The organism is Sphingomonas sp., from assembly GCF_019746015.1.
Taxonomy (GTDB): Bacteria; Pseudomonadota; Alphaproteobacteria; order Sphingomonadales; family Sphingomonadaceae; genus Sphingomonas.
This window is the reverse complement of record NZ_JAIESM010000022.1, coordinates 1-23508: the sequence shown is the minus strand read 5'-3', so window position 1 is coordinate 23508 and position 23508 is coordinate 1. Positions and strand designations below refer to the sequence as shown.

The window sequence follows — 23508 nt, the reverse complement described above, 5'->3', positions numbered from 1 at the left end:
AGGGTGCGGGCCGGGGCCGCCTCAAAATAAGCTACCGCGCGCCGTCCTGGCCCGGGCCGATATCGGCGCTGGGCAGATAGCGCGGCGCGACGCGGGCGCGCGCGGCCTGTTCATAGTCATAGCCCGCGCTCAGCAACAGCGCCTCGCTAAACGCCGGGCCGATGAACGACAGGCCCACCGGCAGGCCGCGCACCAGCCCCATCGGCACGGTCAGGTGCGGATAGCCCGACACGGCGGGCAGGCGGCTGGCCGATGGCCCCTGCCCCTGATCGCCATAAACCGGCTCGATCAGCCAGGCCGGCCCCGTGGTGGGCGCCACGATCAGGCTGACCCTGGCCTTGGCCAGCATCGCATCGATTCCTTCGGCGCCGGCCAGCCGCTGGGATTTCGCGCGCGCGCCGCGATATTCCCAATCGTCCAGCCCCTTGGTCTTTGCCGCCGCCTCGAAAGTTTCCTGGCCGAAATAGGGCATTTCGGCCGCCGCATTGGCCCGGTTGAAGGCGATCAGATCGTCGAGGCTGCGCGCCTTCACCGCTGCCGGCGCGGTGGCGAGGTAGCTCGCCATGTCGGCCTTCAGCTCGGTGATCAGCACCTGGAACTCCGCCTCGCCCAGCCCGGGCGCGGCGGGCGCCTCCACATCCACCAGCTCGGCGCCGCGCGATTTCAGCACTGCCAGTGCCGCATCATAGACGCGCGCCTGCGCCTCGGTCATCTGCGGGCGCAGCACGCCGATGCGCATGCCCTTCAGCGCACCGGGCGCAAGCGCGGCGGCATAGTCACGGGCGCGGGCATCGGCACCCTGCGTCGCGGCATCGGCGGGGTCGCTGCCCACCATCGCGCTGAACAGCGTTGCCGCATCGCGCACGGACCGGGCCATCGGCCCCGGCGTATCCTGGCTGTGGCTGATCGGCACCACATGCGTGCGGCTGACCATGCCGATCGTCGGCTTCAGCCCGACCAGCCCGTTGATCGAGGAGGGGCAGACGACCGAACCATCAGTCTCCGTGCCGAGCGCGACGGCGGCGAAACTGGCGGCAACGGCGGCGCCCGATCCGCTCGACGAGCCGCACGGCGTGCGATCGAGCGCGTACGGATTGCGCACCTGGCCGCCCACCGCGCTCCACCCGCTGTTCGAGCGTGACGAGCGGATATTGGCCCATTCGGACAGATTGGCCTTGCCGAGGATGACCGCCCCCGCCGCGCGCAGCCGCGCGACCACTGGCGCGTCGCGCCGCGTAAGATTGTCCTTCAGCGCCAGGCTGCCCGCAGTGGTCGGCATCGGGTCTGCCGTTTCGATATTGTCCTTCACCAGCACCGGCACCCCGTCCAGCGGCCCCAGCGGCTTGCCGGCGCGGCGGCGCGCATCGGCGGCGCGTGCCTGGGCAATGGCGTCCGGGTTGGTGGCGATGATTGCGCGCAGCGCCGGCCCCTTGCGGTCCATCGCGGCAATGCGGGCAAGATAGGCGCGGGTGATCGCCTCGCTGCTCGTGCCCTTGGCCATCATCGCCTGAAGATCGGCGATCGAGGCTTCCTCAACCTTTTGCGCGCGCGCCGGCGCCGCCAGCGACGCGGCGAGCAGCAGGGCGGTGACGATGGCCGGCTTGTGCATGTGCGATCCCCCTTTTGGCGCGAGCCTAGCCATGGGCGCGGCAAGGGCAAGGGGGCGGGGCGCGCCCAAAAATGAAAAGAGGCTGCCGGGGGAGCGAAACGCCCACCCCGGCAACCTCCTGACATGGTCAGCGGCCGGAGCGTTCCAGCCCGGGAGACCATGCGAACCGCATTGCCCAGTGCGCCGCGTTGACTGGAGGGTCATTCCTCCCGCGATGCACCTTGTGGGGCGTTAGCGGCGCGTCCCCCGAACGAACTGAACCGACCTCATTGCTGGACCATGAGACATCGGATCACCTCCTTTCGCTAGTTGAAACACCGTGCCCCCGCTGGGCACGACTCAGGTTTGAATCATGTGATTCGCAACTACAAGACTTGTATTTTCACCATGTCTGGGTAAGACATGGGGACTGTGCGGTATCGCAGGCCGGTTCGGCCCCGCGCTAGCCCCGGCAATCCTCCACCACGCGCAGAATCTCGGGCCAGGCGGGCACGATCAGCGCGACCGCGCCCTGCTCCACCGCGATCCGCCCCCGGCTGTACCCCATCGCGTCGAGCAGTGGATCGCGCGGGTCGAGCCGCACGGCGCCGCCGCTCCCAGCAGTGAGCGCGCGGGTAAGGGCGGCGGTGCGCACCGTCATCGCGCCCGCACCCCCCGGCACCGACAGCGCCACCGCGCGCTGGGCAAAGTCGCAGCTGATCGACAGGCGCGGCGCGCCGGCACTGCCGAACCGTGCCACGCTGACCGCGCCGGGCTCATAGCGCCAGTCGCCCGGCGTCGGCGCCCGGTCGCGCCAGCCGGCTTCTGCCACGGCGGGCGGTGGCACGACCTGCGCCGGCGGCGATTGCGGGGGCGGCACCGCCACCGCAACCGTCGACAGCAAGGCACTCAGCATCGGCGCGCGCATGAGAGCGATGATGACGCAGCCCGCGCGATATCGCAACGCGCCCCTTCCCTTCGGCGTGCCGGCCCGGCAAGGAGCGCAGAGGGAGACGGGGATGGATCGCAAGCGGCTGGTATCGATCGTGGGCGGATCCGCCGGCAATCTGGTCGAATGGTATGACTGGTACGCCTATTCGGCGCTGTCGATCTATTTCGCCGGCAGCTTCTTCCCCAAGGGTGACCAGACCGCGCAATTGCTGAGCACGGCGGCGATCTTTGCCGTCGGCTTCCTGATGCGGCCGGTGGGTGCCTATTGGATGGGCAGCTATGGCGACACCCATGGCCGCAAGGCGGGGCTGGCGCTGTCGGTGGTGCTGATGTGCGTCGGCTCGCTGATGATCGCCTGCGCGCCCACCTATGCGCAGGCCGGGCTCGGCGCGCCGGCGCTGCTGCTGCTCGCGCGGATGCTGCAGGGCCTGTCGGTGGGCGGCGAATATGGCGCGAGCGCCACCTATCTTTCGGAAATGGCAACGCGCCGCAATCGCGGCTTCTGGGCCAGTTTCCAGTATTTCACGCTGATCGGCGGCCAGCTGCTGGCGCTCGCCGTCACGCTCATCCTCCAGTCGGCGCTGAGCGAGGCCGATCTGCGCAGCTGGGGCTGGCGCATTCCCTTTGCGATCGGCGCGGTGCTGGCGATCCTTGTCTATCTGCTGCGCCGGGGCCTGGCGGAGACCGCCGCATTCGAGCAGCTGGGCGCGCGCGCCAAATCGACGGCGATGGCGCTATGGCGGGCGCACCCGCGCGAATTCGTGATCGTCGCGCTCATCTCGGGCGGCGGCTCCTGCGCCTTCTACGCCTATACCACCTACATGCAGAAGTTCCTGGTCAACACCAGCGGCTTCAAAGCGGCGGCCGCGACCGAGATCATGACCGCGGCGCTGCTCGCCTTCATGGCGCTGCAGCCGCTGATGGGCGCGGTGTCGGACCGGGTGGGCCGCAAGCCGATGCTGCTGCTGTTCGGGGTGGGCGGCATGCTGGTGTCGGTGCCGGTGTTCACCGCAATGGCCGACACGCGGGAAGCCGGCACCGCGCTCGCGCTGGTGCTGGTGCCGCTGGTGCTGCTGAGCGCCTACACCTCGATCTCCGGCCTCATCAAGGCGGAGCTGTTCCCGGCCGAAATCCGCACGCTGGGCGTGGCGCTGCCCTATGCGATCGGCAACACCCTGCTCGGTGGCACGGCCGAATATGTGGCGTTGTGGTTCAAGCAGGCCGGGCTCGAAAGCGGCTTCTACTGGTATCTGACCGCCGTGCTCGCGCTCGCAACGCTCGGCTTCGCGCTGCTCCCCGACACGAAGCGCACCAGCCTGATCGCGGAGGATTAGGCCGACTACCGCTTCGGCTTGCGAAAGCGGAAGACGAAGCGATCAGTCTTGCCGCGCACGGCGGGGTCGAACACCAGCTTGGTGTGATCATCCCCCGGCACCCGCAGCAGGTCGCTCTCGCCCTCCAGCACAAAGCCGGCCGCCTTGAAATCGGCCTTCACCACCTCGGGATCGATGCGGTGCAGCTTGTCGACCGTCGCGCGCGTGTCCCCCGGCAGCGCGACATGATCGACGACGCCGACAATCCCGCCCGGCTTCATCGCCGTGTACAGCTGGGCTAGGAACGCCGCCGGATCGGTGCGCGGCACCTTGTACTGCGCGCTTTCCCAGTAAAGATCGTGATAGGTCAGGTGGAACAGCGTGAAATCGAGGCTGGCCGGCTTGGCCGCGAAGGTGTCGAACGGATAGGGGATCAGCGCGACATTGGCGCGGCGCGCCCTCAGATCCGCCCAGGCTTTCTGCGCGCGCGGATCGCCCATGAACTGTTCGGGCTCGAACGCGCTGACCGAGCCGTCAGGGCCGACCGCAGCCGCCATGATCTCCGCATAATAGCCCGCACCCGCCATGATGTCGGCGGCGGTCATGCCGGGCTTCAGCCCGAGAAAGCTCAGCACCTGGGCGGGCTTGCGGCCCTCGTCCAGCGCGGTCTGCGCGGCCGGCCGGCCGGGCACGGCGACAGCGGCGGCTATCTTGGGATCAGGCCCGGCATCCTTGGCGGCAAGCGGCGCAGCAATGGCAAGCGCGAGGATGGCGAGATGAATGCGCATGGCGACCCCCGAATGTGTGGCAATTTCATAATACACTGAGCCAATGCCGGCAAGTGCCGATGCGCTGGCTGGTGCCGCCCCTACCGCCCCCGCCGCGAACTCCCCGGCATGCCGCCGCGCATTTTCTGGCTTTTGCCGAAGCGCGTTTTGCGCGTCCCCGGCTTGCCTTCGTTGCTGCGGCCCATCAGCGGCGCCTTGCGTTCATGGTCGGGCAGGCCGAGCTCTTCGGCCTCCAGCGCGCGGATTTCGTCGCGCAGGCGCCCGGCCTCCTCGAATTCCAGGTCGGCGGCCGCCGCGCGCATCTTTTTCTCAAGCTCCTCGATGTACGCTCGCAGATTGTGGCCCACCATGTGTGGCCGGTCTTCGTCGATCTCCACCGTCACCTGGTCGCGGCTGGCCACGTCCTTGATGATGTCGCCGATGTTGCGCTTCACGCTTTCGGGGGTGATGCCGTGTTCGGTGTTGAACGCCAGCTGCTTTTCGCGGCGGCGGCGGGTTTCGTTCATCGCCCGCTCCATGCTGCCGGTGATGCGGTCGGCATAGAGGATGACGCGCCCGTCGGCGTTGCGCGCGGCGCGGCCGATGGTCTGGATGAGGCTGGTTTCGCTGCGCAGAAACCCTTCCTTGTCGGCGTCGAGGATCGCCACCAGCCCGCATTCGGGAATGTCGAGCCCCTCGCGCAGCAGGTTGATGCCGACGAGCACGTCATACACCCCCAGCCGCAGGTCGCGGATCAGCTCAATGCGCTCCAGCGTCTCGACGTCGGAATGCATGTAGCGCACCTTCACGCCCGCCTCATGCATATATTCGGTCAGATCCTCGGCCATCCGCTTGGTCAGCGTGGTGACAAGCGTGCGATAGCCGTTGGCGGCGGTGGCCTTGGCTTCCTGGATCAGGTCCTGCACCTGTTCCTCTACCGGCTTGATCTCGATGGGCGGGTCGATCAGGCCGGTCGGGCGGATCACCTGTTCGGTAAACACGCCGCCCGTCTGCTCCATTTCCCACCCGCCCGGCGTTGCCGAGACATAGGTGGTCTGCGGCCGCATCGCTTCCCATTCGTTGAAGCGAAGCGGGCGGTTGTCGATGGCGCTGGGCAGGCGAAAGCCATATTCGGCGAGCGTCAGCTTGCGCCGGTGGTCGCCGCGAGACATGCCGTTGATCTGGCCGATCGTCACATGGCTTTCGTCGACGAACAGCAGCGCATTGTCGGGCAGATATTCGAACAGGGTCGGCGGCGGCTCGCCGGGCAGGCGCCCGGTCAGGAAGCGCGAATAATTCTCGATCCCCGCGCAGCTGCCGGTCGCGGCGATCATTTCCAGGTCGAAATGGGTGCGCTGCTCCAGCCGCTGCGCCTCCAGCAGCTTGCCTTCGGCCTGCAATTCCTTCAGCCGCTCGGCCAGTTCGATGCGGATCGCTTCCATCGCCTGTTTCAGCGTCGGTCCCGGCGTCACATAGTGCGAATTGGCATAGACGCGGACATAGTCCAGGCTTGCCACCTTCTTGCCGGTCAGCGGGTCGAACTCGACAATTTCCTCGATCTCGTCGCCGAAGAACGACACGCGCCAGGCGGTGTCCTCATAATGCGAGGGGAAAATCTCCAGATTGTCGCCCTTCACGCGGAAATTGCCGCGCGCGAACGCCGCGTCGTTGCGCTTATATTGCAGCGCGACGAGCTTGCGCACGATCTCGCGGCTGTCGACGGTCTGGCCCTTTTTCAGGTCGAAGATCATCGCCGAATAGGTTTCGACCGAGCCGATGCCGTAAAGGCAGCTGACCGAGGCAACGATGATGACGTCGTCACGTTCGAGCAGCGACCGGGTGGCGGCGTGGCGCATCCGGTCGATCGCCTCGTTCACCGAGCTTTCCTTCTCGATGTACGTGTCGGAACGGGGCACATAGGCCTCGGGCTGGTAATAGTCGTAATAGCTGACGAAATATTCGACCGCGTTGTCGGGAAAGAAGCTCTTGAACTCGCCGTAAAGCTGGGCAGCCAGAATCTTGTTGGGCGCCAGGATGATTGCCGGCCGTTGCAGCGTTTCGATCACCTTGGCCATGGTGAAGGTCTTGCCCGAGCCGGTAACGCCCAGCAGCACCTGGTCGCGCTCGCCAGTCTGCGCGCCCGCCACCAGTTCGGCAATCGCGGTCGGCTGGTCGCCGGCGGGCTGATAGTCCGACACCAGCTTGAACGCCTTGCCCCCTTCCGCCTTGGGCGGGCGCACCGGCCGGTGGGGAATGAAGGCCTGGCCACTGTCGGGCTCGGCAAGGGTGGTGCGAATCTGGATGGCCATGGGCAACAGCATATGGGGGCGCCGGCGGGCGCGGCAACACGCGCCAAGACCGCCCGCGCTTGATCGCGCGCCATGGGCATGACAGGCTCTGCCCTCTCGCCAAGGGGAGCGACTCGGATGCCGCGTTACGCCGTACCTGCAGCGCTGTTGCCCTGCCTGGCGCTCACCGCCGCCGGCCCCGGGCTGATCAATCCGGGCAAATGGGAAAACCGCATCGAAGTGATCGATGTGCAGATGCCCGGCGCGCCGCCCGGCATCGCCGCCGCGATGAAGGGCCGGCCGCAGGTCGTCACCACCTGCGTGACGGCGGAACAGGCCGCTGCCGGCCCGCGCACCCTGCTCAATGCCGACAAGGCGTGCCGCTTCACCCGCTATGTCGCGGTGAACGGGCGGCTGGACAGCGTGCTGGAATGCGTCCGGCCCGGCGCCACGCTGCGCGCGACGGCCAGCGGCACCTATACCCCCACCAGCTATCAAAGCGTTGGCCAGTCGGTGATGACCGGGCGAACGCGCATGACCCTCAAAACCCGCAACACCGGCCGCCGCATCGGCGCGTGCTGACCATCACCAGGGAGAGCAGGCATGATTGGATACGCAACGCTGGGCACCAACGACATTGCCAAGGCGCGCGACTTTTATGACGCGCTGCTGGGCTCGATCGGCGCCAAGCGGATCATGGAATTTGGCGAGGAGGCAGGCGGCTTCACCATGTGGGGCACCGGCTGGGACAAGCCCGGCATTGCCGTGACCCGGCCGTACAATGGCGCGGCGGCGCAGGCGGGCAATGGCAACATGCTGGCGATTGCGCTGGACAGCCGCGCCAGTGTCGACGCGCTCCATGCCAAGGCGGTGGCGCTGGGCGGCAGCTGCGACGGCCCCCCGGGCGTGCGCGGCGAGGAAGGGCCGCAGGCCTTTTACGGCGCCTATTTCCGCGATCCGGAAGGGAACAAGCTGTGCGCCTTCCGCGTCGGGCCGGCCGAGTAAAGAGTTATTCGTGGCGGTTCCAGCCCGCTCCCCCACCCCGCCTCCCATAGAATACTGCCGTTGGGAGGCCGGGTGGGGGAGCGGGCCGGCACCGCGACAACCAACCCCTAACCCCGATACCCGACCCACCACATCAGCAGGGCAATGCCCGCCCCCGGCACCGCTAGCACCAGCGCGACCGCCGCGCCGCTGGCCCAGCGCATCGCGGCGGCACCGGCGCCGGCCCCGGGGGCAGCGGCAAGGCCGAAACCCTGCGTCTGCGCGAACAGAAAGATGAGGAAGCCAAGCCCCGCCCCCAGCAACGCCGCCGCCACCGGCCCGCGATAGCCCGCACGGCTCAGCGCGATCCACAAGGGCAGCGCGAGCATTGCCGTGCCCAGCATCGTGCCCAGCGTGCCGACGATCAGCACCATCAGCAGCGCGAGCGGCCCGTTGCCGCCCAGCGCCGCGAGCAGCACCCAGCCCAGCCCGCTCGCCACGCCGCCCGCACCGAGCGCCAGCCCCACGCGATCAAGCTTCAGCCCGGCCATGCCCCTCCTCTCCCCCTGCATGGGCGATAGGCAATTCGGCGCCCCCTCTCAAGCAGGTCGCTTGCCGGGGGCGCCCCTACGCGGCAGACTTGCCCGATGCGCACTCCACTGCTTGCCCTGCTGATCGCCACAAGCGCCATGCCCGCGATCGCGCAAAGCCCCGCCGCCGGCGCGGGCGTGGCGTTTGCGGGCGCCCGCACCACCCGCCGCCTGGCACAGGGGCTGGCCGACCGCGCCACTGCCCGCGCCGCAACGGTGGACGATCCGGTGCGGATCGCCTCCATCTCCAAACTCGCCGTAGCACTCGCAGTGATGAAGCTGGTCGAGGCGGGCAGGCTCGATCTCGACCGTGATGTCTCGGCCGTGCTTGGCTGGCGCTTACGCAACCCCGCCTTCCCCGATCAGCCGGTCACGCTGCGCCAGCTGCTGTCGCACACCGCCGGCGTGCGCGATGCGGCGGATTATGCGCTCGCGCTCGATGCCGATCTGGCGCAGCACATGGCCCAGCCGGCGGCGTGGGATGCGGCGCACGGCGCGGGCCATTTCGCCTATGCCAATCTCAACTTTCCGGTGATTGCCGCGACGATGGAGGCGGCAACGGGCGAGCGGTTCGACCGGCTGATGGCGCGGCTGCTGTTCGACCCGCTCGGCATCAAGGCCTGCTTCAACTGGACGACGTGCAGCGACCGGTCGGTCGCGCAGGCGGTGACGCTCTACCGCGCCGATGGCAGCGTGGCGCGCGATGCGCTGGGCGGCGTGCGCCCGGCCTGCCCGGTAACGCCGGCGGCGGATGGCGGCTGCGACCTGTCGCGCTACCGGCTGGGGCGCAACGGCGCGGCCTTTTCGCCGCAAGGGGGCATGCGGATTGCACCGACCGGCCTCGTCAAGCTGGCGCGCGCGCTCACCCGGCCGGGCTATCTCTCCGCCGCCAGCCGCGCGGCGATGGCGCGGCCGCACTGGCGCTATGACGGCACCAATGGCGAGACGGAAGGCGGCTTTTACTGCGCCTATGGCCTGGGGGTGATGATCCTGGCGCTGCCCGGCCGCCCACCCGCCTGCCGTGACGATCCGTTCGGCGATGCGCGCCCCCGCATCGGCCATGCCGGCGAAGCCTATGGCCTGCGCTCCGGCATCTGGATCGACGCGCGCGGCCGCGGCATCGCTTTCTATCAGACCGCCGTGCCGGACGCCGACCCCGGCACCCGCAGCGCCTTCACCGCCGCCGAAGAAGGCTGGATCGCGCGGCTGGCGGCGCCTGCCACACCACGCCACTAGCGCCACGCCGGCGTGTCGATTAGGGATGAGCTGCGATTTTCGGTCGCCTGAGGAGCGGAGGGAGGATTCATGAAAAGGCTTTATTATTACTATCTTGCAGCCATTTTTTCTTTAATTGGCATGGTAATTGCTGCTGGGGGGGGGTACGTCTATGCAAGATACCGCTACGCAGTAGGGCAAGATCACTTTCGAGTTAAATCGGCGGTTGCGATTTCACAGGCAAATCAGTTTCCAAAACATCAGGCTATTTTAATTGGTGATAGTATTTCTGAAATGCAACTGTTGGATAATGTATGTGGACTGAAGGTTCTAAATGCTGCAATTGGCGGTACAAAAATCGAAGATTGGCCAAAACTATCGGAAAATATAATTGAAATTACTCGACCAAAACTTGTTATATTGGCTATTGGAACAAATAATGCCGCATTAAATGTCAAAAAATCAATAGGTGAATTTAATTACTACATGTCTTATTTAATAGATAGAAATGACACAAGATTCATAATCGTTAGTCCTCCAAATCTAGATGTAAATTATCCAGGCGCCCAAGCTTTCGATACTGTATATTTGAAACAGATACAAACTTACATCAGGAGCTTGTCTGATAAAAACGTGGCAATCGTACCCCCCTCTGGAGGTAAAGATCAAACCGTCGATGGGGTGCATTTAAACCTTAAGGGCCAACAAATGTGGGCGGCTAAGTTGCAGTCAGCTTGCGCATATTGAATTTACCAAGCGGGGAAAATGGTTTCGTATTGGAATTCTGGCATCTTTTGACATAGGCAAGCGAAAGCGAAACGCTAGCTAATGACCGACACAACCGTTCCCGACAGCGAACATCGCACCTTGCTGGACCGGCTGCCCGGGGCCTGGCGCCCCTATGCGGCGCTTGCCCGGTTCGACCGGCCGATCGGCTGGTGGCTGCTGTTCTGGCCGGGCGCCTGGGGCGTGGCGCTGGCGGGCGGCGCGGTGGCGCGGTGGGATCTAATTGCCTGGCTGCTGCTGGGCGCCGTGGCAATGCGCGGCGCGGGCTGCGTGTATAACGACATCGTCGACCGCGATCTGGATGCGCAGGTCGCGCGCACCCGGCTGCGCCCGCTGGCGGCGGGCACCGTCTCGCTGCGCGCGGCGTGGGTGTGGCTGGTCACGCTGTGCCTGGTGGGCCTCGTCGTGCTGCTCCAGCTACAGCTGCCGGCGGCGATCGTGGCGGTTGCCAGCCTGGCGCCGGTTGCCGCCTATCCGTTCATGAAGCGCATCACCTGGTGGCCGCAGGCCTGGCTGGGGCTGGTCTTCTCCTGGGCTGCGCTGGTCGGCTGGGTGGAGGTGGCCGGCACGCTGACCCTGCCCGGCATTGCGCTTTATGCCGGGTCGGTCGGCTGGGTGGTGGGGTATGACACCATCTATGCGCTGCAGGACATGGACGATGACGCGCTGATCGGCGTGCGCAGTTCCGCGCGTGCGCTGGGCGGCGCGGTGCGCGGCGGGGTGGCGGGCTTTTATGCGCTGGCGCTCGCGCTCTGGGCGCTGGCGATCTGGGCGGCACGGCCTGATCCGCTGGCGCTGCTCGCGTTGGTGCCGGTTGCCCTCCATCTGGGCTGGCAGGTGGTGACCCTCGACCCGCGCGACGGGGCGAACGCGCTGGAACGGTTCCGCGCCAACCGCAGCGCCGGGCTGCTGATCTTCGCCGCCTGCTTCGTGGTGGGCGCGGCTTGAGGTTTGTTTGGGCAAAGGCGCTGGATGCGCCTTTGCTTGTGGCGGCTCCAGCCCGCTCCCCCACCCGACCTCCCAGATGATACTGCTGTTGGGCGGTCGGGTGGGGGAGCGGGCCGTGGCGGGTTCACAAGCGCGGAGCGCCCGCCTAAGTCCCATGTCATGGTGACGATCGACGAGGCCCGGCAGCGGGCGCAGGACATGGTGGCGCGGGCGCGCAAGGCCGGGGCCGATGCCGCCGACGCGGTGGTGCAGGCGGACCAGTCAACCGATGTGTCGGTGCGGCTGGGCAAGCTCGAAGATGTCGGCCGTTCGGAAAGCGCCGAGCTATCGCTCCGGGTATTCTGTGGCCAGCGGCACGCCAGCGTTGCCACCAGCGACTTCACGCCCGCCGCGCTCGATGCGCTGGTCGAGCGCGCGGTGGCGATGGCACGCGCCGCGCCCGAGGATGAATGGGCGGGCCTGGCGCCCGAGGAACGGCTGATGCACGGCGCGCCGCCCCAGCTCGACCTGGACGATGGCGCCGACACCGACCCGCTGGTGCTGAAGGAAGACGCGCTGGCCGCAGAGGATGCCGCCCGCGCCGTGCCCGGCGTCACCAACAGCGAAGGCGGCGGCGCCAGCGCCGGGCGCAGCGTGATGGCGCTGGCCACCAGCCATGGCTTTGCCGGCTGCTATGCCGTCTCAATGCACGGCATCCATGCCAGCGTACTGGCCGGCGGCGACGGCGCGATGGAGCGCGACTATGCCCATCACATGGCGCGCCACCGGCGGCACCTGGAAGCGCCCGAGATGGTCGGCCGCCGCGCGGGTGAACGAGCGGTTGCGCGCTGCAACCCGGGCCGGCTGGTCAGCGGGCCGATGCCGGTCATCTTCGACCCGCGCGTCGGCAATTCGCTGATCGGCCATCTGCTCGGCGCGATTGCCGGCCAGGCGATCACCCGCAAGACCAGCTTTCTGCAGGAGGCACTGGGCACCGCCGTGTTCGGCACTGCGGTGTCGATCCATGACGACCCGCACCGGCCGCACGGGCTGCGCTCGCGCCCTTTCGACGGTGAAGGGCTGCCGGTGGGGCCGGTCGCCATCGTGTCTGCGGGCATGCTGGAAACCTGGCTGCTCGACAGCGCCTCCGCCCGGCAGCTTGGCCTCTCCCCCACCGGCCATGCCGCGCGCGGCGGCGGCGGGGTGGGTGTCATGTCAAGTAACCTTTACATGGCGCCGGGGGCGATTCCGCGCGAAACGCTGATCCAAAGTGTACACAACGCTGTCTACATAACCGAGCTGATCGGCATGGGGGTGAACGGTGTGACCGGCGATTATTCGCGCGGCGCCGCCGGTTTTCTGGTCGAACGCGGCGAATTTGTGGGGCCGGTGAGCGAATTCACCATTGCCGGCAATCTGAAAGAGATGTTCCGCCAGCTGACGCCGGCCAATGATCTCGACTTCCGCTATGGCATCAACGTGCCGACCCTGCTGGTGGAGGGGATGACGGTGGCGAGTGGCTGATCTGCTGGCAGCGGTTGCCGAGATCGCCCAGGCCGCCGGGGCGCTGGCGCTGCGCCGCTCGGGCGAAAGCTATCGCCGCTGGGAAAAGGCGCCGGGCCTGCCGGTGAGCGATGTCGATCTGGAAGTCGACGCGTTCCTGCGCGAGCGGCTGATGGCGCTGGCGCCCGATGCCGGCTGGCTGTCGGAGGAGACGGCGGACGACCCCGCCCGGCTTTCCCGTAATCGGCTGTGGGTGGTCGACCCGATCGACGGCACCCGCGATTTTCTGCGCGGCCGGCCGGGCTGGGCGGTGTCGGTCGCGCTGGTCGAGGCCGGGCGGCCTGTGCTCGGCGTGCTGGAGGCACCAGCGATGGCGCAGCGCTGGCACGCTGCGGCCGGCGGCGGCGCCTGGCGGGGGGACACGCGCCTTGCCGCTCCCCACCGCATCACGCTTTCAGGTGCGCGGGTGCCGACCGACAGCCTGCCGCGCGAGGACCACGACCTGGTGATGGTGGCCAAGCCCAATTCGATTGCGCTCCGCATGGCGATGGTGGCCGCCGGCGAGGCCGATCTGGTCGCCACGCTGCGCTGGGGTTTTGAGTGGGACATTGCCGCCGCCGCGCTGATCGCGGCCGAGGCTGGCGCCGCGGTAAGCGATGCGCTCGGCGCGCCGCTCAGCTTCAACACCGTAAGCGCTCAGGCCTTTGGCGTGCTGGTCAGCAGCCCCGGCATCCACGCCGCCGCCGTTGATCGCCTGTCCGCCCGGGCGACTGCCGCGCGCGCTGCCGGCTAGGGCAGCGCGGCGCCGTTCAGCCTGGGTGCAACCGGCCTAAGCCGCGTCGCCGCGATATTTCAGCTCAAGGAAGCGGCCATGAGTCGCCAGGCTGTCCAGGTCGCCCTGCGCCAGCTGCTCGGTCATCTCGCCGATTTCCTGGTCGATCAGCTTCAGCCCTTCGACCAGCTGCGCATCGGGCGTGGTGCCGTTGCGCTCGGCTCGGCGCAGCGCCGGCGGCACCTGGGCATAGCCCTTCACGAATTCGGGCAGCTGCTCGCCCAGCAGTTTGCGCAGCTCGGTGGCGGCGGGTGCTTCCTCGGGCAGGCGGTCAAGCTGCAGGGCAAGCGTGTCGAGCCGCGTCGAAATCGTGTCGATCAGCTGCACCGCCGGCGCCGGCAGCGCGGGGCGCTGCGTTTCCAGCCAGCGCCCGGTCTGTGCCGGCAGCGCCTTCAGCGGCACCCGCGCCAACTGCTCCGCGCGCGGCGCCGGCCGGGTCGGGATCGCCAGCATCACCATCGTCGCAACCAGCATCACGATGAAGGTCAACACCCAGCCGCCTACCCCCAGCAGCCCCGCCATCGTGGCGATCGTCGCGGCGATCAGGATGACCGCGTCGAGCAGCAGCGCGCGCTGCATCCGGCGCCCGGTCTCCGCCTGGCGTTCGCGCAGCACCGGCGCCTGGCGCGCGCGCGCGGTGCGGTTCAGCAGTTCGGCGGATCGTTCGATCTGGCGATCGACCTCGCTCATGAAAGCGCCTCAAGCTTCACCAGATCGGGGGCAGCGCCACCATTCTGTGCGGCGCCCTCCGCCCGGGCGATATAGCCCTTGGACTTTTCCACCTCCGCCGACAGCGCCGTGACCGTGCTCTTCATATTGTCGAGCGCCTTCAGCTTGAAGGTGTCGATCGTGTCCATCGTGTCATAGATGTTCTGGAAGGCGCGCTGCAGCGTTTCGAGCGGGATGGTCGAATTGGCGGCCTGCTCATGGATCGCCGCCGTCTGCGATTTCAGCAGCTGGCCGGTCGAATCGATGATGTTGGCGGTGGTGGTGTTGAGCGCAGTGATCTGTTCCAGCACCAGCTTCTGGTTGGTCATCGCCTGCGCCACAGTGACGGCAGTGCGCAGTGCCGCAACCGTGGTGGTGGAGGCACGGTCGACGCCCTTCACCAGCTCGACATTGTTCTTCTTCACCAGATCGAGTGCCAGATAGCCCTGAACCGTCACCGCCATCTGCGTCAGCAGGTCCTGCACGCGCTGGCGGACGTAGAAGAGCGCCGTTTCGCGGATCGCCTTGGCCTTGGCCGGGTCGCTATGGTCCAGCTCATTGGCCTTGTCTTCCAGCTTCTGGTCCATCGTCTTGGCCAGCACGATCATCTGTTCCAGCCGGCCCATCGCCGTCCACAGATTGGCGCGCTCGGTGTCGATCGCGGCATTGTCCATCAGCAGCTCGTCCTTGCCGCTCTGCAGCGACTTCAGGATCGAGGCGATATGGGTCTGCGAGGATTTGTAGCTGTCGAAATAATTGCGCATCGAATTGCCGAAGGGAATGATCCCGAACAGCTTCTTGGGCGCCATCATCTTCTTGCCGGGATCCAGATCCTCGATCGTGCGGCGCAGCTGGGCAAGATCGGTGCCGACATTGGCGTCCTTGTCCATCGATCGCACCGGCCGGTCGAGAAAACGGTTGGACTGGCCGGCCGCGTCGCGGATTTCCTTCTGCCCCATCGCGCTGATCGAATCGACGCGGCGGCCGAATTCCGGGCTGTTCGCATCCTGCGCGACCAGATCGGTGATGAACGCGTCCACCCGCTCCTCCAGCTTGGTGCGGGTCGCGGCATCAACCGGCACCAGCCCGGCGGCCTGTTCGGGCACGATCGGCGCCACGGGTTCGGGCGGGGTAAGCACCAGTTGCTGCGTTTCGATCTGTGTAGCCATCACTCTTCTCCCGGCGCCTATCAATGCCCTCTCGCGGCGCGTGGTTCAACCGTGATATTGATATAAGACACGCTGCCAGCCTTCGCCACTGGCATGGCACGATGACGCGCGGATGGCGATGCGCCCTTTTCGCGCCGCAACAATTGAGCTATGCGCCCGCCCGAACCATAATCCGGGACATTGCAATGAACCTGCGCAACGTGGCGATCATCGCCCACGTCGACCACGGCAAGACCACGCTTGTCGACCAGCTCTTCCGCCAGTCGGGCACCTTCCGCGACAATCAGCGCGTCGAGGAACGCGCGATGGATTCGAACGACCTGGAAAAGGAGCGCGGGATCACGATTCTCGCCAAATGCACCTCGGTCGATTGGGAAGGGACGCGGATCAACATCGTCGATACGCCCGGCCACGCCGATTTCGGCGGCGAGGTGGAACGCATCCTGTCGATGGTCGATGGCGTGATCCTGCTGGTCGACGCGGCCGAAGGCGCGATGCCGCAGACCAAGTTCGTGACCGGCAAGGCGCTGGCGCTGGGCCTCAGGCCGATCGTTGTCGTCAACAAGGTCGACCGGTCCGACGCACGCATCCAGGAAGTGCTGGACGAGGTGTTCGACCTGTTCGTGACGCTGGAAGCCAGCGACGATCAGCTCGATTTCCCGGTGCTCTATGCCTCCGGCCGCAACGGCTATGCCAATGAGGATGCCGATGCGCGCGAGGGCACGCTGGCGCCGCTGTTCAACAAGATCGTGGCGCATGTGCCGCCGCCGGCGGTGGATGTCGATGCGCCCTTCACCTTCCTGGTGACGCTGCTCGACCGCGACAATTTCCTTGGCCGCATCCTGACCGGGCGCGTGGCGACGGGCACGGTAAAGCTCAACCAGCCGATCCACGCGCTCGACAGCGACGGCAAGATCATCGAAACCGGCCGCGCGTCAAAGCTGATGTCGTTCCGGGGTCTTGAACGCGTGCCGGTGGACGAAGCGCAGGCCGGCGACATCATCAGCATGGCCGGGCTGACCGTGGCAACGGTGGCCAACACCATCGCCGATCCCAGCGTTTCGACGCCGATCACCGCGCAGCCGATCGACCCGCCGACGCTGTCGATGCGCTTTGCCGTGAACGATTCGCCGATGGCGGGCCGCGAAGGCAGCAAGGTGACCAGCCGCATGATCCGCGACCGCCTGTTCCGCGAGGCGGAATCGAACGTCGCCATCCGCGTGACCGAAAGCGAGGACAAGGACTCGTTCGAGGTGGCCGGGCGCGGCGAACTCCAGCTCGGCGTGCTAATCGAAACGATGCGCCGTGAAGGCTTTGAGCTGGGCATCAGCCGTCCGCGCGTGCTGTTCCGCGATGGCGCCGGCGGCCGCGAGGAGCCCTATGAAACCGTCGTCATCGACGTGGACGAGGAACATTCGGGCACGGTCGTCGACAAGATGAACCAGCGCAAGGCCGAGATGACCGACATGCGCCCCTCGGGCGGCGGCAAGACGCGCATCACCTTCTCGGCCCCGTCGCGCGGGCTGATCGGCTATCATGGCGAATTCCTGTCGGACACGCGCGGCACCGGCATCATGAACCGCCTGTTCGAGAAATACGGGCCGTACAAGGGCCAGATCGAAGGCCGCAAGAACGGGGTGCTGATCTCCAACGGCGCGGGCGAGGCCAATGCCTATGCGCTCAATGCGCTGGAGGAGCGCGGCATCCTGATGGTCGGCCCTGGCGAGCCGCTCTATGAGGGCATGATCATCGGCGAGAATGCCAAGCCGGACGATCTCGAAGTCAACCCGATGAAGGCCAAGCAGCTGACCAATTTCCGCGCCAGCGGCGGCAAGGACGATGCGATCCGCCTCACCCCGCCGCGCAAGCTGACGCTGGAACAGGCGATTGCCTATATCGACGATGACGAGATGGTGGAGGTGACGCCGAAGTCGATCCGCCTGCGCAAGCGCCACCTCGACCCGCACGAGCGCAAGCGCGCCAGCCGCGCTGCCGCCTGAACCTGCGGGCGGGCGGCGCGGTGCTTGGGACGTTCAGTTAGTAGCGGCACCGGCCCGCTCCCCCGCCCGGCCACCCATCGGCAGTATCTTGTGGGTGGCCGGGTGGGGGAGCGGGCCGGTGCCGTTCCAGCAAGGCTGAAAATGATCCTAGAAGCGGAAGCGCAGTGTCGCGCGGGCGTTGATCGGCGCGCCGGTGCTGATGCTGTTGTCGGTATGCGCGGTCGGGAAATAGTTGGTGTTGGTCAGATTCTCGACGTTCAGCTGCGCCTCGATCGACTTGCTGAGCTTGTAGAACAAGGCGGCATCGACGCGCGCATAGCCGGGCAGCGTCACCGCGTTCGAAATGGTGGTGAAGCTCTGCGAGAAATAGCTCACCCCTAGCCCCGCCCCAAAGCGCGGGGTGAAATCATAACGGGTGAAGGCCGAAAAGCTGTGGCGCGGCACCAGCGGCACATGGCGCCCGGCGGGGGCAGCGGCGGTGGTGTCGGTAATCACCGCCTCGGTCAGCGCATAAGCCAGGCTCAAATTCCATTTGGCGGTAATCTGGCCACGTGCCTCGACTTCCAGCCCGCGGCTGCGCTGCGCGCCGGTCAGCAGGATCTGCCCCGCAATCGGCCCCGGTGAGCGGGTGTTGGTGCGCTCCAGCTGGTAAATGTCCGCCGCGATCAGCAGGCCGGGGCGCGGCTCCCACTTCACGCCAACCTCATAATTGTCAAAGCGTTCGGGCTTGAGCGCGGCGCCGACAATGTCGAGCGAGGTAAACTGATCGCCCGAGGCCGGCAGATAGGAGCGTGCATAGCTGAAATAGGTGGTGACATTGGCCACGGGATGAATGACCAGCCCCGCGCGCGGCGACCATAGGGTGTCGCTACGCTCCACCGTCTGGTTGAGCAGCCGGTTGGTCGCCGTCAGCGTGAATTTGTCGAGCCGCAGGCCCACCAGCAGTTCAACCGGACCCCATTTCAGCTGGTCCTGCACATAGCCCGCAAAGATGCGCGCACGGGTGAGCGCGTCGCGCTGGCCCGTGCCGGGGCGAAACACCGGGCGCGGCGGCGCAAACGGGTCAGCCAGCGGCGCAAAGGCGCGCAGGCCACCATTGGCGGCGCCGACCACGCCATCGAAAAAGCCGTTCTGGCGGCGGCCATCGGTGAATTGATAGCCGAATTCGAAGCCGGCCAGCAACGTGTGCGCGATCGGCCCGGTGCGGGTGCGCCAGACGATGTCGGTCTGGCTGAACAGGTTTTCGCGATAGACCGCGTCGAAATAGGCCTCAACCGGCACCTGCGCCGTCGGCCCCGTGCCGATCACCGCCGCACCGGGATAGAGATTGCGGTAGAATTTGTCATAGCTGCCATAGAGCAGCCGGCCGGTGATCGTGAGATTGTCGGTCAGCCGATGCTCGACGGTCGCCCGCGCGACATGCGCGGTGAAGCTGTTGCGGTTGATGTCGGCAATGCCGAAGAACGTGTCGCGGAACCCTTCGAGCGGGCGTCCATTGACCGAGGGCACGCCGCGATCGATCACCCGCCGGTCCTCATTATACTCATAGGACAACGTGAAGGCGGTGCGGTCGTCCGGCGTGAAGCGCAGCGTCGGGTTGAAGCCGGTAAACTCCCCGCCGAACTGCCGGCGGTGCGAGGCGAATTCCTCATGCACCGCGTTCAGCCGCGCGGCCAGATCGCCGGTCAGCTTCACATTGGCATCGGCATCGAGATACCAGCTGCCAAAGCTGTTGCCGGACACGCTGCCGCCGATGAAATTGGCGCGCTCGGGCACCTTGGTGACGCGGTTGATGACGCCGCCACCGCCGCCGCGCCCGAAGATCATCGCATTGGGGCCGCGCAGCACTTCCAGCCGCTCCAGATTATAGAGCGGGCGATAATATTGGATATCGTCGCGCAGATTATCGACGAAGAAGTCGGCGGTCGTATTCTGCCCGCGCAGCACCACCTGGTCGCGGTGCCCCTCGCCCTGGCCGACGATCGCGCCCGGCACCTGGCGCAGCGCGTCGCCGATCGAGCGGATCGCCTGATCGTCGATCTGCTGGCGCGAGACGCTGGTGATCGACTGGGGAATGTCCAGGATCTTGGTCGGCGTGCGGGTGGCGGTGCTGGTCGCGTCGGTGTCATAGCCGAGCTTCTGCCCGGTCACGATCACTTCGTCGGGCACATCGCCCGGCGCGTCGGTCGTGGCGGGGGGCTCATCCGTTGCCGGCGCCGCCATCGCCGGCGCGGCCGCCAGCAGGCCAGCCAGCAGCGAGGCAGTGGAAAGATGGCGGGCAAAACGGCGCGACATGCGAAAACTCCTTGGACAGGAGCCTGCTATTGCGAGCCATTCGCAGAGTCAACGCTATTGAGAACTATTCGCAGATTGTGTTTTGACATAGAAGAGCCAGGAGCGGATCGCGCTGGCGAGATTGGGCGGCACGGGCGCTTCCAGCCGGCGCGCGTCGATCGCGGCGACCAGCGCCGACAGCGGCAGGCCGCGCACGGCGGCGGCTTGTTCCAGCGCGGCCCAGAAGATCGGCTCAAGACTGATCGAGGTCGGGTGCCCGGCAATGGTGATCGACCGTTTCACCGGCCCGGCAAGCCCATCCGGCGGCGTATCGAGCGCAATCACCGGGGCGCGGCATCGAACAGCGCGGCAAGCTGTTCGATGATGGTGCCGCCCAGCTGCTCGGCATCCATGATGGTGACGGCGCGGCTGTAATAACGGGTCACGTCATGCCCGATGCCGATCGCGATCAGCTCCACCGGCGAACGTGTTTCGATCCAGCCGATCACCTGGCGCAGATGGCGCTCCAGATAGCTGCCGCTGTTCACCGACAGCGTCGAATCATCGACCGGCGCGCCGTCTGAAATCACCATCAGGATCTTGCGGTCCTCGCCCCGCGCGATCAGCCGCGAATGCGCCCAGAGCAGCGCCTCGCCGTCGATATTTTCCTTCAGCAGCCCTTCGCGCATCATCAGGCCGAGCGCCGGCTTGGCGCGGCGCCAAGGCTCGTCGGCCTGTTTGTAGATGATGTGGCGGATGTCGTTCAGCCGGCCGGGCTGGGGCGGGCGACCCGCCGCCAGCCAATGCTCGCGCGCCTGCCCGCCCTTCCAGGCGCGGGTGGTGAAGCCCAGAATTTCGGTCTTCACGCCACAGCGCTCCAGCGTGCGCGCCAGAATGTCGGCACTGATTGCCGCGATCGAGATGGGTCGGCCACGCATCGACCCCGAATTGTCGATCAGCAGCGTGACGATGGTGTCCTTGAACTCGGTGTCACGCTCGATCTTGTACGACAGCGAATGGGCGGGGTTGACGACGACGCGGGCCAGCCGCGCCGCGTCCAGCAGCCCTTCTTCCTGGTCGAAGTCCCAGCTGCGGTTCTGCTGCGCCATCAGCCGCCGTTGGAGGCGGTTGGCCAATTTGGTTACCGCACCCTGCAGATGCACCAGCTGCTGGTCCAGATAGGCGCGCAGCCGGGCCAGCTCATCGGCATCGCACAGCTCGGTCGCGGCGATCTGTTCGTCGAAGCTGGTCGTCCAGGCCTTATAGTCGAAATGGGGCGTGGCGTCGTGGACCGGCCGGTTGGGCCGGACCGGCATCATCCCGTCCTCGCCCTCGTCACCGGGTTCGCCATCGGCTTCGTCGAAGCTGTCGTCGCGCTGCTGGCGGCCATCGCCTTCCTGCTGGTCGCCCTGCTGCTGCTCGCCACGCTGCTCGATTTCGCCCTGGCCCTGATCGCCGGCGTCGTCGGTGGTTTCGCCCTCGTCCTGCTCGGTGTCGTCCTGCCCCTCATCCTCGTTGCCGCCGTCATCGGCATCGTCGGGCATCAGGTCGCCCTCGACCAGTTCCAGATCCTCGAGCAGCTTCATCGAGAGCTTGGCGAAGGCCGCCTGATCGTCGATCGCATGGCCCAGCGCGTCCAGATCGCCGCCCGCCTTTTCCTCGATCCATTCGCGCACCAGCGCCATGCCGGGCGCAGCGAGCGCCGGCGACGGGCGCCCGATGAGCCGCTCGCGCGCCAGCAGCGCCACCGCCGTGGACAGCGGCACTTCGTCGCGGCTGCGCGCCCGGGTGATCGGGTCGCTCTTCAGCCGCATCAGCAGCGCCGATTCCAGATTGTCGCCAATGCCGCGATAGCCGCGCGCGCCCAGCGCCTCGACGCGCGCATTCTCCACCGCGTCGAACACCGCGCGCGCCACCGCTTCGACCGGCGCCGCCTTCAGATGCAGTGCCTGATCATGGTGCCGCAGGCGCAGCGCAAAGCCATCGGCAAAGCCGCGCACCTCGGCCACCTGGTCGGCCGGCAGAGCACGCGCCGGCATCGGCACTTTCAGATGCTTGCCCGATTGCGCCGGCGCATCAGCGGTGTAAGCCAGTTCCAGCTCAGGCTCGTCCGCCAGCGCGCGCGCCGTGCCGCCAAGCACGGCCTTGAACCGATCAAGGGGGGTTTGGTCTGCCATCGCCTTCGCCTAACGCGATTGCGCGGGCGCGCCCAGCGCGAAATTGCGTTAAGCGACTGGCAGGGGCATGCGGCTATCGTCTGTGCTGACAGACATGTTGGGGAAGACGGCACGGGCGATGGGCGGCGCGCAGGCATCAGGCTGGCATCGGGCGGCAGCACTGGCGCTGCTCGTGCCGATGGCCGGCATTGCGTTGCTCGCCGCGGCCGTTGCGGTCGAAACGACTGCGGAGGATCGCAACCCCATAGCGCTTGGCCTGTGCCTGGGCTGGTTGGGGTTGGCGGCAATGGCCGCCCGGGCCGCTGCCACTGGTCAGCAGCGCGCGATCGCCGCCATCGCCCTGGTGGCAAGCAGTTTTGCCTGGCGGTTCTGGTCGATCCATTTCGCAAGCGGTGTTGCGCTGGGCGCGGACCCGATGAATTACCAGAATCTGGCGCATGCCCTGCTCGACGGGCGCGGGCTGATCACCGATGACTGGCGCTATGGCCGCGATCTGCGCGCCTATTTCCCGCCGCTCTACCCCGTGTTGCTGGCCGGGTGGTGGCGGCTGTTCGGCGATGCGCCGGTTGCAACATTGGTGATGACGACGCTGACCGACATCGGCACCGCGCTGGCTCTGGTCGATATCGGGCGACGTCTGGGCCGGCCGGCAGCGGGCTGGCTCGCGGGGCTGCTGTTCTTCGCCTATCCGCCCTTCGCGCTGGCGGCGGCCATTCCGCAGAAGGAAGCCCTCACCATCCTGCTCATCACGCTGATGCTGAGGGGCACGATAATCTGGTGGACCGACACCTCTGGGCACCGCCGCGCCCGACACGGCCTCGCGCTCGGCGCCCTGTGGGGCCTGCTGGCACTGACCCAGCCAGGGGCCGTGCTGCTGCCCGTAACGATCGCGCTCGCACTGGTCGCGCTGCGCGGCTGGCCGGCAACGCTGCGGCTGGGGCTGTGGTCAATCCCTGCCTTCCTGCTGGTGATGGCGCCATGGTGGGTGCGCAACTGGCTGGTGTTTGGCGCCTTCGTGCCGTTCACCACGGCGTCGGGCTTCATGGTCAATGTGGCATTGGGCACGCACGGCCTGCCGATCCCCGACAGCATTTTCAGCCTGCCCGAGCCCGAGCGGTCAGCGGTGATGGGTCGCGAAGCGATGCGGCGGATCGGCGCGCAGCCGCTGGATTTTCTGACGCAGACCGCGCGCGCGCTGATCGCCGGCTTCGGTTATGAGGAAGCAACCATTGCCCGCTTTCGCCACACCACGCCGCCAATCGGCAGCGCGATGCGCGCCATTCTCACCGGCCCGTTGCAGATTGCCTATCTCAGTCTGCTGGTCGCCGCCGCCATTGAATGCTGGCGCCGCTGGCGGGCCGCGAACCCCGATCCGCTGGTGCCGATCGGGCTGGCGATGCTGACCGGAATCGGCGCCGTCAACATGTGGTTCGAAT

Annotated in this window: 20 protein-coding genes; 10 read left to right on the top strand and 10 right to left on the bottom strand. The window is 66.9% G+C overall.

Features of this window, described 5'->3' with window-relative positions; translation table 11 throughout:
* Positions 1 to 31 precede the first annotated feature (31 nt).
* A complete protein-coding gene (locus K2Y03_RS03495) occupies positions 32 to 1609 on the bottom strand; it encodes an amidase (protein ID WP_294088309.1) in 1578 nt (525 codons plus the stop codon).
* Between the two features lie 442 nt (positions 1610 to 2051).
* On the bottom strand, positions 2052 to 2516 hold the full coding sequence (locus tag K2Y03_RS03490; RefSeq protein WP_294088307.1) for a hypothetical protein: 465 nt from the start codon (positions 2514 to 2516) through the stop codon (positions 2052 to 2054).
* Between the two features lie 91 nt (positions 2517 to 2607).
* On the opposite strand from K2Y03_RS03490, the gene K2Y03_RS03485 reads away from it, so the two are divergent.
* Positions 2608 to 3873 (top strand): MFS transporter, encoded by a 1266-nt coding sequence (locus K2Y03_RS03485; protein ID WP_294088306.1) that lies wholly within the window; start codon positions 2608 to 2610, stop codon positions 3871 to 3873.
* 5 nt (positions 3874 to 3878) lie between these two features.
* Here the strand turns inward: K2Y03_RS03485 and K2Y03_RS03480 are convergent, their stop codons facing one another.
* Both K2Y03_RS03480 and uvrB read right to left on the bottom strand, forming a co-directional pair.
* Entirely contained in the window at positions 3879 to 4640 is a 762-nt protein-coding gene (locus tag K2Y03_RS03480; protein WP_294088304.1) for a methyltransferase, read from the bottom strand.
* Positions 4641 to 4720: 80 nt separating this feature from the next.
* A complete protein-coding gene (gene uvrB / locus K2Y03_RS03475) occupies positions 4721 to 6928 on the bottom strand; it encodes an excinuclease ABC subunit UvrB (protein ID WP_294088302.1) in 2208 nt (735 codons plus the stop codon).
* Between the two features lie 117 nt (positions 6929 to 7045).
* On the opposite strand from uvrB, the gene K2Y03_RS03470 reads away from it, so the two are divergent.
* Both K2Y03_RS03470 and K2Y03_RS03465 read left to right on the top strand, forming a co-directional pair.
* The gene (locus K2Y03_RS03470; RefSeq protein ID WP_294088301.1) at positions 7046 to 7489 is read left to right on the top strand and encodes a DUF3617 domain-containing protein; all 444 of its coding nucleotides are present in this window, start codon (positions 7046 to 7048) and stop codon (positions 7487 to 7489) included.
* Positions 7490 to 7510: 21 nt separating this feature from the next.
* A complete protein-coding gene (locus tag K2Y03_RS03465) occupies positions 7511 to 7912 on the top strand; it encodes a VOC family protein (protein ID WP_294088300.1) in 402 nt (133 codons plus the stop codon).
* Positions 7913 to 8019: 107 nt separating this feature from the next.
* Here the strand turns inward: K2Y03_RS03465 and K2Y03_RS03460 are convergent, their stop codons facing one another.
* Positions 8020 to 8442 (bottom strand): hypothetical protein, encoded by a 423-nt coding sequence (locus K2Y03_RS03460; RefSeq protein WP_294088299.1) that lies wholly within the window; start codon positions 8440 to 8442, stop codon positions 8020 to 8022.
* 96 nt (positions 8443 to 8538) lie between these two features.
* Between K2Y03_RS03460 and K2Y03_RS03455 the strand changes: the two genes are divergently transcribed.
* From K2Y03_RS03455 to K2Y03_RS03435, 5 genes are all read left to right on the top strand, one after another.
* Entirely contained in the window at positions 8539 to 9717 is a 1179-nt protein-coding gene (locus tag K2Y03_RS03455; RefSeq protein ID WP_294088298.1) for a serine hydrolase, read from the top strand.
* A 69-nt stretch (positions 9718 to 9786) separates the two neighbouring features.
* Complete coding sequence (locus tag K2Y03_RS03450) at positions 9787 to 10443, top strand: SGNH/GDSL hydrolase family protein (protein ID WP_294088297.1); 657 nt, start codon at positions 9787 to 9789, stop codon at positions 10441 to 10443.
* Positions 10444 to 10524: 81 nt separating this feature from the next.
* Entirely contained in the window at positions 10525 to 11430 is a 906-nt protein-coding gene (gene ubiA, locus K2Y03_RS03445; protein WP_294088295.1) for a 4-hydroxybenzoate octaprenyltransferase, read from the top strand.
* A gap of 159 nt (positions 11431 to 11589) precedes the next feature.
* A complete protein-coding gene (locus tag K2Y03_RS03440; RefSeq protein ID WP_294088293.1) occupies positions 11590 to 12933 on the top strand; it encodes a metallopeptidase TldD-related protein in 1344 nt (447 codons plus the stop codon).
* A complete protein-coding gene (locus tag K2Y03_RS03435; RefSeq protein WP_294088292.1) occupies positions 12926 to 13705 on the top strand; it encodes an inositol monophosphatase family protein in 780 nt (259 codons plus the stop codon). The genes K2Y03_RS03440 and K2Y03_RS03435 overlap by 8 nt, the downstream gene beginning before the upstream one ends.
* A 36-nt stretch (positions 13706 to 13741) precedes the next feature.
* Here K2Y03_RS03435 and K2Y03_RS03430 read toward each other — a convergent pair whose 3' ends face one another.
* Positions 13742 to 14434: a hypothetical protein gene (locus K2Y03_RS03430; protein WP_294088290.1), complete on the bottom strand. Its 693-nt coding sequence runs from the start codon at positions 14432 to 14434 to the stop codon at positions 13742 to 13744.
* A complete protein-coding gene (locus K2Y03_RS03425) occupies positions 14431 to 15621 on the bottom strand; it encodes a toxic anion resistance protein (RefSeq protein WP_294088288.1) in 1191 nt (396 codons plus the stop codon). The genes K2Y03_RS03430 and K2Y03_RS03425 overlap by 4 nt, the downstream gene beginning before the upstream one ends.
* A 185-nt stretch (positions 15622 to 15806) precedes the next feature.
* Here K2Y03_RS03425 and typA point away from each other — a divergent pair, with 185 nt between their 5' ends.
* The gene (gene typA, locus K2Y03_RS03420) at positions 15807 to 17621 is read left to right on the top strand and encodes a translational GTPase TypA (RefSeq protein ID WP_294088286.1); all 1815 of its coding nucleotides are present in this window, start codon (positions 15807 to 15809) and stop codon (positions 17619 to 17621) included.
* Positions 17622 to 17768: 147 nt separating this feature from the next.
* Here typA and K2Y03_RS03415 read toward each other — a convergent pair whose 3' ends face one another.
* The 3 genes from K2Y03_RS03415 to cobT are packed head-to-tail and all read right to left on the bottom strand — an operon-like array spanning position 17769 to position 22072.
* A complete protein-coding gene (locus tag K2Y03_RS03415) occupies positions 17769 to 19916 on the bottom strand; it encodes a TonB-dependent siderophore receptor (RefSeq protein ID WP_294088285.1) in 2148 nt (715 codons plus the stop codon).
* Positions 19917 to 19970: 54 nt separating this feature from the next.
* The gene (locus tag K2Y03_RS03410) at positions 19971 to 20240 is read right to left on the bottom strand and encodes a ribbon-helix-helix domain-containing protein (protein ID WP_294088284.1); all 270 of its coding nucleotides are present in this window, start codon (positions 20238 to 20240) and stop codon (positions 19971 to 19973) included.
* Positions 20237 to 22072: a cobaltochelatase subunit CobT gene (cobT, locus tag K2Y03_RS03405; protein ID WP_294088283.1), complete on the bottom strand. Its 1836-nt coding sequence runs from the start codon at positions 22070 to 22072 to the stop codon at positions 20237 to 20239. Before cobT ends, K2Y03_RS03410 begins: the two co-directional genes overlap by 4 nt.
* A 94-nt stretch (positions 22073 to 22166) precedes the next feature.
* Here cobT and K2Y03_RS03400 point away from each other — a divergent pair.
* Positions 22167 to 23508 (top strand): glycosyltransferase family 39 protein (locus K2Y03_RS03400; protein WP_294088282.1); only part of this gene is annotated, 1342 nt, incomplete at its 3' end.